This is a genomic window from Synechococcus sp. 'PEA 65AY6A-5F PE A' (assembly GCF_047462575.1).
Taxonomy (GTDB): domain Bacteria; phylum Cyanobacteriota; class Cyanobacteriia; order Thermostichales; family Thermostichaceae; genus Thermostichus.
Map to the genome: position 1 here is coordinate 1 of NZ_JAOALE010000054.1, position 10,664 is coordinate 10,664.

A 10,664-nucleotide genomic window follows, 5' to 3' on the forward strand; every position below is an offset into this window, starting at 1 on the left:
GCTAGCGGTTGTTTATCTTATTTTTTGGCCAAAGAGTAAGGAAAGAGGTCTTGGTAGGAGAAGTCAGGGACAGGTTGTTTGAGCTATGAAACTATATCAACGACCCCCATCATGGGTAAGCGACTAAAGTGGCTAGCGGGCTTTTCCGCCCTGCACTCAAGTGCGGGGCTACCAAGCTATCCTTTTGTTGTGTAGCGTCGATGCTTGTGGGGTCATGTCTGAAGCTCAAGATTTGCTGCCGGTGGGGGCGAGGGTTGAGGTGGTAGAGATGCCTCCTTACTTGAAAACGGCTGACCCGATGCCGATGTTGCGCCCCGCCCATTTGATTCGGCTGCACGAACAAGGGGTGATCTTGCAGCGGCGGCTGTTGGGCACCTACAGTGTGCAGTTTGCCAATGGCATCTTTTTAATTGACGGCAAGTACCTGGCTCTTGTGGGATCCCGCCCGTGAGCGCCCCATCTCCGCCGGAGCTCAGGAGACTGGGACTTTTGCTCTTTGGGAGCTGCGGGTCTTGCGCGTGCCGGCGGACTTTCGCGGTAGATTAAAGGGTGCCGGCTGAGGTTGGGTCAACAGGGTGGCTGGGATCCAGCCTAGCTTGCAGTATTGGCTCTTCTGCTTCTGTTGCCCTACATCCGATTAGGCTATCGTCGCTTATGCCCAGAGTTATCGTCACGGATCCCATCGATCAGGCGGGGATCGACATCCTCTCCCAAGTGGCCCAGGTGGATGTGCAAACCGACCTTACGCCGGAGCAGTTGATCGCGGTCATTCCCAACTACGACGCCATCATGGTGCGCTCCGGCACGCGGGTCACCCGCGAGGTGATCGAGGCGGGGACGAACTTGAAAATCATCGGTCGGGCGGGGGTGGGCGTGGACAACATCGACGTGGCTGCCGCCACCAAAGCTGGGATCCTGGTGGTCAACTCCCCTGAGGGCAATACGATTGCTGCCGCCGAGCACGCCATCGCTCTGATGATGGCCCTCTCCCGCCACATCGCCGATGCCAATGCCTCTCTGAAAGCGGGCCAATGGAAGCGGCAGGAGTTTGTCGGGGTAGAAGTCTACAAAAAAACGCTGGGGATTGTGGGATTGGGTCGCATTGGATCCCATGTGGCCCAGATTGCCAAGGCGATGGGGATGCGGCTTTTGGCCTACGATCCCTACCTTTCGATGGAGCGGGCGGAGCAACTGGGGGTGCGCCTAGTGGATTTCAAAACCTTGGTGCAGGAGTCAGACTACATCACCCTGCATGTCCCCAAGACCCCTGAGACCACTAACCTGTTCAACGCTGAGACCTTCCGCATGATGAAGCCGACCGCCCGCCTGATCAACTGTGCCCGCGGCGGCTTGGTGGACGAGCAAGCCCTTTATGAAGCTCTCAAGTCCGGCCAAATTGCGGGGGCGGCCCTGGACGTCTTTGCCGACGAGCCCCTCAGCAAAGACTCACCTCTCCTTTCCTTGGGCAAGGAGATCCTGCTGACACCTCACCTGGGGGCCTCTACCGAGGAGGCGCAGGTCAACGTAGCCATCGACGTAGCCGAGCAGATCCGCGATGTGTTGTTGGGGCTGCCTGCCCGTTCTGCCGTGAACATCCCTGGCCTGCAGGCGGAGGTGCTGCAAAGCCTCAAGCCCTACCTGGACTTGGCGGAAACTTTGGGCAACTTAGTGGGCCAGTTGGCGGGGGATCGGGTGAGCCAGTTGGAGATCCGCCTCCAGGGATCCCTTGCGGAAAAAGATGGCCAGCCGATCGTCATCGCCGCGCTCAAGGGGCTTTTGACGCTGGCTCTGCGGGAGCGCGTCAACTACGTCAATGCTTCCATCGAGGCCAAGGAACGAGGCATTCGCGTGGTGGAGACGCGAGATCCCTCTTTGAAGGATTACTCCGGATCCCTGACGTTGATTGCCCACGGCCCCAACGGGGTGCGTTCTGTTTCGGGGGCGCTGATCGGGGAGCGGGAGGTGCGCATCACCCAGATCGACGAGTTCCCGGTGAATGTGCCCCCCTCCGCCAACATGCTGATGACCCTGCACCGGGATATGCCGGGGATCATCGGCCGCATCGGCACCCTGCTGGGGGCCTACAACGTCAATATCGCCAGCATGCAGGTGGGGCGCAAGATCATCCGCGGCGATGCGGTGATGGTGCTCAGCCTCGACGATCCTCTGCCAGATGGGATCATCGAAGAGGTGTTGAAGCAGCCGGGTATTCGCGATGCTTTTGTGGTGAACCTTTGACGGCTTCTGCCGCCACTGGGGAAGTGCGCAACCGGCCTGAGCAGAGGGGAGGGCAATCTCTTTGCTGGGGTTGGTGGGGATATCTTGAGTTGAGGTGAACGCTTGAGTCCGAATCACTTGCCGCCGACGGGTGGGATCTCAACCTGGGATTGGCCGGGGTTTCTGGAGTCGCTAGGCCACTTTGGCGTCGACCTCAGCCTGGATCGCATGCAGGTTTTGCTGCAGCGCCTGGGCCAGCCCCAAGCCGGGATCCCAGCCATCCACGTGGCCGGCACCAACGGCAAGGGATCCGTCTGCGCCTGGGTCAGCCACGCGCTGTGGGCGGCGGGCTATCGCGTCGGTCGCTACACCTCTCCCCACCTGGTCAATTGGCGGGAGCGGATCTGGCTGAGCGGCGAGTACATTTCGCCAGGCGACTGGAGCCGGGTGTTGGCCCAAGTGCGAGATTGCCTGCAGACCTACGCTCCAGGCGAGGCTTCCCCCACCCAGTTCGAGGCCATTACCGCCGCTGCCTGGCTGTACTTTCGGCAGCAGAAGGTGGACATTGCCGTGATGGAAGTGGGGCTGGGGGGGCGGCTGGATGCCACCAACGCCGGCATCGAGCCGGTAGTGACCGCCATTACCTCCATCGGCTGGGATCATTGGCAGCGTCTGGGCAACAGCCTGGCGCAAATTGCCTTTGAAAAAGCCGGCATTCTCAAGCCGGGGATCCCGACTGTGTGCGCGCCCCAACCCCCTGAGGTGATGGCCGTGATCCGGGCTAGAGCCGAGCAGACGGGCAGCCCCCTGCGGGTGGTGGAGCCCCTGCACTGGGCCGGTCCTCAGACTGTCTGCTGGCGGGATCAGGTGCTTACCCTGCCTCTTGCCGGTGAGGTGCAACTGATCAATGGGGCGGTAGCTCTGGCCGTTGTGGAGACCCTGCAGGAACAGGGTTGGCGGATCCCAGATGTCGCTGTCGAGAAAGGATTTGCCCTCACCCGTTGGCCGGGTCGCCTACAGTGGGTGCAAATTGGCTCCCGCCAGCTGCTGCTGGATGGGGCCCACAACTTGCCCGCCGCCCAGGCGCTGCGCCGCTACCTAGATGAGCACCAGCCCGGCCCCCTTACCTGGTATATGGGCATTCTCACCACCAAAGACGTCAAGGGCATGCTCGCCACCCTGATGCGGCCGGGGGATCGCTTCTTCGCCCTGCCCCTCTTCGGCCACGCCGGAACCCATCCGCAAGAACTGGCCCACCTGGCCCAGATCTTGCAGCCCCATCTTCGCTCTGTCCAGGCGCTGCCGGATCTTGCCGCTTTACAAGCCCAACTGCAGCAGCCGGCTGACCTCGACGAGCCGCCCGCGGTTATCTGTGGATCCCTATACCTCTTGGGCCAGGTGATGCAAGCTTGCCTGGGATGGGATCTGGCCTGCTGAGGTTCCTGCCACCAGTTTGGCCGAGCGCCCGGAGACCCCTAGCGCTTCCCCTACCGGCCCCATCGGGATGACAGGATTTGAACCTGCGGCCCTCTGCTCCCAAAGCAGATGCGCTACCAAGCTGCGCTACATCCCGCTCTTGTAATTATGGCAGATGATCAGCTAGAAAGCGCAGGAGCCCCGCCCTGTACCTCCCTAGATCCCCCCGCCCCCCTGCCCCCCGTATACGGGGGGTTGGGGGGGAAGGGGGGCGGTCGGAGCCGGGTAGTGTACGCCAGAGACGAAGAAAGTGTAACGATTTCTCCAACAATTTCGCCGATGTTCTTTAAGAGATTTTGGGGAAGCCAGACAAACTTTTGCGTTATCTGACAAGAAGGTGAAGGAGAAGGGGAGGTTCTGGCTCCTGCGGTAGAAAGGTAGTGGGGCGAGTTGGCCTTGTCTATGTCCGATGAGCTGCTGCGTGCAATCCGCAGACGCGACCTAGAGGCCGCCACCTCAGCCGTGCAGCGCTTGCGTTCCCGCCACCTGAGCGAGGCTGTGATTACCTCGATGGTGATGGTGGCCGTGGAGCGACTGGCCTGGGATGAAGGCGATCGGGCTGCTGCCAGTTGGTTGCTACGTCACTGCTCCAGACGGCGCTGAAGGGATCCGGGCCGAGCGAACGCCTAAAGCACCTGCTGCTCGCGGAGAACCTCGGCCAGCAACCCCGCCAGGGAAGCGGCGATCCCGACCATCGAACACTAGCTCTGCCGTATTGCCCTCCCGGCCAAGGATGAGGATCCCTGGACGGAACACCTCCAGATTTTCAGCTAGAAACCGCAGGAACCCCCCCTATCCCCCCGCCCCCCTGCCCCCCGTATACGGGGGGTTGGGGGGGAAGGGGGGGCGGTCGGAGCCGGGTAGTTTACAGACGAAAACTCATTATGCTCTATCCCTTCCCACTGTCTATACGGTGGGAAATTCCGCGCATTTAAGTGCGCGCCAGCCAGCGCCGCAGCGGATGCCAGGCGGGCAAAGACAAAATCCAGCGGGACTGGCGCTCCAGCATCAAGCGCTCAATAGGATAGAGCCCAAACAGCTCGTAGCGGCTTTGGGCGATCAAGATCCCCAGCGTGAAGCTGACGCAAAGCAGCAAACCAAAGGTGGGCCAGCCGGGCCGGTAAAATAGGGCATAGCGCAGGCCTGTCCAGGTGAAATGGTTCCACAGGCGAACAATATCTGCCCGCAGCGCCCAAAGGCTGGGGATCCCGACCAGCAGCCACAACAGGCCCAGAAAGAGGAAGCTGCCGCCATGGTAGAGGCGCAACAGGCGCCTGGCTGGCGGAGAGAGAGATTCCAGGCCGGGAGGGTTTTCCGACCCCCAGCCGCGAGCAGCCTTCTTTTCCTCGACTGAGCTAGGATCGCGAGGCGATGACATCGAGATCCCGGTTCTCCAAACCAAGACCTTGTCATGATAACTTTAGCGACTGGGATCCCCAAACGAAGCTCCTTGGGGGGCATTAAGAGAGCGGGTTAAGCCGCGTAGCCGACCTCAGAGAGGAAACTCCTCCAAGGATATAATGGCTCTGCAGCTTGCCTTGCTAGCTCAATGGATAGAGCACCGACCTTCTAAGTCGATGGTTGCAGGTTCGAGTCCTGCGCAAGGCGCTAGGTGGATTCGCCTGGGATCCCGGCTTGTGGCGTTCGCCTTTGAGAGGGGCACCACACTCGAAAGATGACTTGGCCAGAGTGACTTGCCACCGTCAGGGATCCCTCCAAGATCTCCATAGCCTTTTTGGCCAACGCCAGGCCCAGGCCCGTTCCCCCGGCCTTGCGGCGATCCAACTGCGGGATACGGTAAAACTTCTCAAACAAGCGGGGCAGCGCCTCTGGAGGAATTTCCACCCCTGTATTGCCCACCTCGATCAGCCAGCCGGGACGGCCCTGTTGATGGCTCTGGCTAAAGCGCAAACAGATGCTTTCCCCAGCCGGCGTGTACTTGCAGGCGTTGTTCAAAAGTTCGCCCACCACCCGCGACAACAGGCTCTCATCCGTGCAGAGGGGCAAAAGGTCGGGATCCCATTCCACCTGGAACTGTTGGCCTTGCTGCGCAGCCCGCAGCCGGAAGGGCTCGCAAAGATTGGGGATCCATTCCTGGGGAGATAAACAGGTAAGTCTGAGGACTTTGTTTCCGGATTGGAGGGCTTGCAATTCCAATAAGTCGTTGATTAACTCCAGCTCGCGGTTGGTCTGCATCTCCAAAATTTGAAAGTAGCGCCTTTCCCGCTCGGTTAGGTTGGCTTTGGATAAAAGCCCAATGGCCAGCTTCATGTTGGTGAGAGGCGTGCGCATTTCATGGGAGACCATGTGCAGAAACTCATCCTTGAGTTGGTTGAGCTCCTGTAACTGCTGCACCTGGCGCTGAATTGTCTGATAAAGACGTGCTTGGCGAATGGCGATGGCACATTGGCCGGCTACCCGTTGGATGAGCTGTTGTTCCCGCTCGGTAAATATCTGCCCCGGTGGACGGGATCCACAAATATCTCCCAAAACAAGCAGTTCCTCGTGTTGAGCTGTCAGATCCCTTTTGTCGCAAATGGGAGCGATGATCAGGGTGTAGCGGTCGTGGTTGGGCCAGAAGGGGTGATGGAGATTGCTGAAGTGGCAAAGCTGTCCGCGCCGGAGCTGACGAAGCACATGGGCGAAATCCGCAAACGAAACCTCCAGGGGGAAGCGCCGGATCCCTTCTCCGGCCAAATAGTCCACCGCCAAAACGCTGACCTGCCGCTCTGGGTCATACAGGGCAATGGCGCAATTGGATAGGTTCAAGCTGAGGGCCAGTTCTCGGGCTACCGTTTCCAAGATTTTTTGTTCGTCCAAAGTGGAGCGAATTTCTTCGGTGATGAGCTGGAGTAGCGCTTCGTCGTTGTAAGCTTGTTCGAGCTCTGCATTGCGCACCCGTACTTGGTAATCCAATTCGGCATTGGTCTGCTGCAGCTTTTGATAAAGTTCTGACCGCTGAATGGCCACCGCCAGGTGATCCCCAATGGCCTTGGCCAGCTCGATCTCGTCGGTTTGCCAATCCGGATCTGAGGTCAGGCGCCGCAGGGACAGGGCACCCCACACTTTTCCCTGGCAAGCCACTGGGATCACCAGCCAAGGGCCCAGGTGGTATTCTCGCTTCTCATAAATGGCAAAGGGATCCAAAACTTGCTCGGGATCCGGCGCATGAAAAACTTGCAGCTGCTTCAAGTATTGGATGGCCACAATGTCTGGACTATCCGGGATGTGCAGGTGAAGGGCAGTGGGCAAATCAGGCGATTGGACGTAGCTGGCAACACCTAACCATACAGCCTCAGCCGGCAGGTACTGGTAAAGGGTAACCCGTGCTGCCTGTAACACTGCCCTCACTTCCCGGACTGCCACATCAAACAGGGTGGGCAAGTCGAGCGAGGCGTTGATGGCCTGAATGAGCTGGCTGAACAGCCTTTCTCGCTGCAATTGCCGCTGCAGCTTCAGCTCGGCTTGCTTACGAGGGGTGATGTTTCTAATGATCATCAGGACTTGATCTTCCCCAAAGGGAACGATGCGGGCCTGGCGATATTGGGGCTGAGGGGATCCCTCTGGGCAGGGGTATTCGATCTCTTGAGCTTGCCGGGTTGCTAGGGCCAGCTCCAGATGCTCGCGAATGGCTTGGGCTGTGGGCTCTGCCGCACCGGCGCAGGCGACCTCAGGAAACAGCTCTTCAGGAGTTTTGCCCAGGTAGTAGGCAGGGGGATGGGGGACAGAAAAATGGCTGGGCGGCTTGAACTCCAGACATCGGCCCTGGCGATCCAGACGAAGCAGCATGTCGGGCAGGGCTTCCAGGAGCTGGCGATAGTGGCGCTCTCGCTCGGCCAAGGTGATCTCTAATTGCTTGCGCTCGCTGATGTCCAGGGTCACGCCGACAATCTCGCCGGGATCCCCTTCCGGCCCCAAGAGCACAATGCCCTGGGAGAGGTACCAGCGCACCTGTCCGTTGGCTAAGCAGGCACGGTACTCGACGGCAAAGTTGGGATCCCCCTCCGTCGCCCTGCGCCCCGCCGACTGCAAAGCTTCCTTCACCCTTGGGCGATCTTCCGGGTGAACCCGCTCAAAAAACATCTCCAGGGTGAACTCCTCGCCGGGATCCCGTCCGTATTTGGCCTTGCACTGAGGCGAACTGCTCAGCTCCCCGCTGCGCAGATCCAGTTGCCAGTAGCCCAGTTGGGTGGCTTCCAGAGCCAAATAGAGATGCTTTGGATAAAAGCCGCTGTCTCCTGGCCCCACGGGCACCAGACGGTATCGAGTTGAAGCCATCTCCCCCCACCAAAACGGTTGGTTATTCCAGAAGCCCTGCCTCATTGTGGACGATTTTCATTAGGGGGATCCTCCTGTCGGAAATCCTTAACTTTAGGCATAATTTCAGCACACTGTTCAGGGATGTATTGGGGGACACGAACCTTAAACCCAAGCTAAACTTCAAATTCGCGGGTGGGGGTTGTCGAAAGCGGCGGTGGGCTCTGCGGGGCAGGGCTTGTGGCCGAGGGGGGAGCCTCTGCTATAGTGATGAGCAGTTGCGCCTTGGATCCCAACCCTGGGGATCCCTCCGACAGGTGGGGTTAGGGCAAGCCGAAATGGGTTCGGGTTTGAAAAGAGAGTGGCGCCAGATAAGCCTCTTCTTGGTGGGTTTGCCCTCAGCCTGCGTGAAGCGTTTATTCTTTTTTATGCTGTCCTGTGCCACGTCTGGCCTAAAGCAATTGCTGCTGATTTTGAGCTGGGATCTCTTCCCCCGGAAGCCTATAGTTAGTTTCTGGCGATTGTTCGATATTGTTCGGTTTGCGTTGGCGCGGCTGCCCTCTTCCTTTGGTTAGCGGGCGGGGATCCCCCTCCGGTTGGCTGATTTACGAAGCCGCATTCTTCCTGGCATCCTTTGGTCCTGTTCTCTTGCTGGCCGCGTTTCTCGAAACTGCCGGCTGGCGACAGCGGCCAGCCGAGGAGCGATTTGTCCCGCTGCCGAGATTCTCCCCTGCCCTGTTTTGGTTGGTTGATGAGCTCGCTCAGAACACCTGCGCTGGCGGGCAGGGGGATCCCTGCGGCATTTTTCAACGGATCGTCACCCAGTCAATCCATTTTCTGTAGAATTCAAGGTTATTTCTGTGATTTGTGAACTTCCGCGAAGTCCTCAGTCTGCTCCGCACGATTCGGAGCGCTATCGACATCGCCCGTCGAGGGGCTCTGCTTCCCGGCTGGAGTGGCCCAGCCACCCTCTGGATCCCCTAAATGGCGAAGAAATCCGGGAAGTGGTCAAAATCCTGCGTCAGGAGCGCCCTCTTGCTTCCCGCTGCCGCTTCGTCACCATCCAACTGCAGGAGCCGGAGCGACCTTGGATGGAAGCGTGGCAGCCGGGCCAGCCCTGGGATCGGCAGGCGTTTGCGGTGCTGTTGAATCCCGCCGAGGGCAGCACGTATGAGGCGGTGGTCTCCCTCTCCCGGCAGCAGGTGTGCTCTTGGCAGCTCGTCCCCGGCGTGCAGCCGCCCCTTTTGGACGATGAGGTGTACGCCTGCGACCGCCTGCTCAAGGCGGATCCCCAATTCCTGGCCGCCCTGCAGCGGCGGGGCATTGCCGATGTGGAGCGGGTGATGGTGGACTACTGGACGGTGGGCTACTTTGGGATCCCGGAAGAAGAGGGGCGGCGTCTGGTGCGGGGCCTGTGTTTCCTGCGCACTTCTCCTTACGACAATGGCTATGCCCGTCCCATCGAGGGCCTCTACCCCTGGATCGACCTCAACCAAATGCAGGTGGTCAAGGTGGAGGATCGCGGCCCCTGGCCTCTGCCCCCGGAAGATGGCAATTTCGACGAGATCTTCTTCAAAGAGTTTCGCCAAGATTTGAAGCCTTTGGAAATTACCCAGCCCCAAGGGGTGAGCTTCCAGGTGGAAGGCCATCACATCCGCTGGCAGAAGTGGGATCTGCGCATCAGCTTTAACCCCCGCGAGGGGCTGGTGCTGCATCAGGTGGGCTATGAGGATCAGGGCCGGCTTCGTCCTATCCTCTGCCGCGCTTCGGTAGCCGAGATGGTGGTGCCCTACGGCGATCCCCGCGATCCCCACTGCCGCAAGAACGCCTTTGACGTGGGGGAATACGGCATCGGCATGCAGGCCAATTCCCTGCGCCTGGGCTGCGACTGCCTGGGGGAGATCTACTACTTCGATGCCTGGCTGCCCAGCAACAGCGGCGAGCCCATGCTCCTCAAAAACGCCATCTGCATGCACGAAGAAGACTTCGGCGTGCTCTGGAAGCACACCGACTGGCGCACGGAGCGAGCCCAGGTGCGGCGCTCGCGGCGGCTGGTGCTCTCTTTCTTTACCACCATCGGCAACTACGACTACGGCTTTTTCTGGTACTTTTACCAGGATGGCACCCTGGAGTTCGAGGCCAAGCTCACCGGCATTATCAACACTTGCGCTACGTTGCCGGGGGAAGAGCCGGAGTTCGGCGTCTTGGTGGCACCCCAATTGTCTGGCCTCAACCACCAGCACTTTTTCACTGTCCGCCTCGATATGGCGGTGGATGGGCCGTGCAACTCCCTCTATGAAGTGCATGCAGAACCTCTGCCTCTGGGGCCGGATAACCCTCACGGCAACGCCTTTCGCGCCCGCTCTACCCTGCTGAGCGCCGAGCAGGAGGCCAAGCAAACGGTGGATCCCTTGCGGGGGCGCTACTGGAAGATTGTCAACCCCAACCGCCACAATCGCCTGGGGCAGCCGGTGGCCTACAAGTTGATCCCAGGAGAAAATGTCCAGCTCCTGGCCCACCCCGACTCCTGGCTGTATCGACGGGCGGGGTATTTGGCCCACCACCTCTGGGCCACACCCTATCACCCTGGCGAAAAGTTCCCGGCGGGGGACTACCCCAACCAACACCCCGGTGGGGAAGGGCTGGTGAAGTGACATCTTCTCCCGCTAAGCCCTGACGGGCTGTAGACGGGAGCTTCCGAGAATCACTTCCCG

General features: G+C 59.9%; 7 protein-coding genes and 2 tRNA genes. 6 read left to right on the forward strand and 3 right to left on the reverse strand.

What is annotated here, in order from left to right; genetic code table 11:
• Positions 1-214: 214 nt before the first annotated feature.
• The 3 genes from GG26_RS12855 (at position 215) to GG26_RS12865 (ending at position 3,654) form a co-directional block, all read left to right on the forward strand.
• Positions 215-451: a DUF3148 domain-containing protein gene (locus GG26_RS12855; protein WP_041438293.1), complete on the forward strand. Its 237-nt coding sequence runs from the start codon at positions 215-217 to the stop codon at positions 449-451.
• Positions 452-654: 203 nt separating this feature from the next.
• Positions 655-2,238: a phosphoglycerate dehydrogenase gene (gene serA, locus GG26_RS12860; protein WP_099812151.1), complete on the forward strand. Its 1,584-nt coding sequence runs from the start codon at positions 655-657 to the stop codon at positions 2,236-2,238.
• 102 nt (positions 2,239-2,340) lie between these two features.
• Positions 2,341-3,654 (forward strand): bifunctional folylpolyglutamate synthase/dihydrofolate synthase, encoded by a 1,314-nt coding sequence (locus GG26_RS12865; protein WP_414391004.1) that lies wholly within the window; start codon positions 2,341-2,343, stop codon positions 3,652-3,654.
• Between the two features lie 62 nt (positions 3,655-3,716).
• Here the strand turns inward: GG26_RS12865 and GG26_RS12870 are convergent.
• A tRNA-Pro gene (locus GG26_RS12870) sits at positions 3,717-3,790 on the reverse strand.
• Between the two features lie 305 nt (positions 3,791-4,095).
• On the opposite strand from GG26_RS12870, the gene GG26_RS12875 reads away from it, so the two are divergent.
• Positions 4,096-4,296 (forward strand): hypothetical protein, encoded by a 201-nt coding sequence (locus GG26_RS12875; RefSeq protein WP_041438291.1) that lies wholly within the window; start codon positions 4,096-4,098, stop codon positions 4,294-4,296.
• A 328-nt stretch (positions 4,297-4,624) separates the two neighbouring features.
• Here GG26_RS12875 and GG26_RS12880 read toward each other — a convergent pair whose 3' ends face one another.
• A complete protein-coding gene (locus GG26_RS12880; RefSeq protein WP_011430201.1) occupies positions 4,625-5,071 on the reverse strand; it encodes a hypothetical protein in 447 nt (148 codons plus the stop codon).
• 157 nt (positions 5,072-5,228) lie between these two features.
• Between GG26_RS12880 and GG26_RS12885 the strand changes: the two genes are divergently transcribed.
• Positions 5,229-5,301 (forward strand) — tRNA-Arg (locus GG26_RS12885).
• On the opposite strand, the gene GG26_RS12890 is transcribed toward GG26_RS12885, so the two are convergent.
• Positions 5,302-7,971 carry a GAF domain-containing protein gene (locus GG26_RS12890; protein ID WP_414391009.1) on the reverse strand — a complete coding sequence of 890 codons (2,670 nt, stop codon included), beginning with the start codon at positions 7,969-7,971 and terminating at the stop codon, positions 5,302-5,304.
• Between the two features lie 839 nt (positions 7,972-8,810).
• Here GG26_RS12890 and GG26_RS12895 point away from each other — a divergent pair.
• Entirely contained in the window at positions 8,811-10,604 is a 1,794-nt protein-coding gene (locus tag GG26_RS12895) for a primary-amine oxidase (RefSeq protein WP_414391011.1), read from the forward strand.
• The last annotated feature ends 60 nt before the right edge of the window (positions 10,605-10,664 follow it).

What these genes read in the sequence shown, in the direction of transcription:
- serA (WP_099812151.1), top strand. Translation starts at nt 655, where the DNA reads ATGCCCAGAGTTATCGTCACGGATCCCATCGATCAGGCGGGGATCGAC.
- GG26_RS12875 (WP_041438291.1), top strand. Translation starts at nt 4,096, where the DNA reads ATGTCCGATGAGCTGCTGCGTGCAATCCGCAGACGCGACCTAGAGGCC.
- GG26_RS12890 (WP_414391009.1), bottom strand. Translation starts at nt 7,971, where the DNA reads ATGGCTTCAACTCGATACCGTCTGGTGCCCGTGGGGCCAGGAGACAGC.
- GG26_RS12880 (WP_011430201.1), bottom strand. Translation starts at nt 5,071, where the DNA reads ATGTCATCGCCTCGCGATCCTAGCTCAGTCGAGGAAAAGAAGGCTGCT.
- GG26_RS12855 (WP_041438293.1), top strand. Translation starts at nt 215, where the DNA reads ATGTCTGAAGCTCAAGATTTGCTGCCGGTGGGGGCGAGGGTTGAGGTG.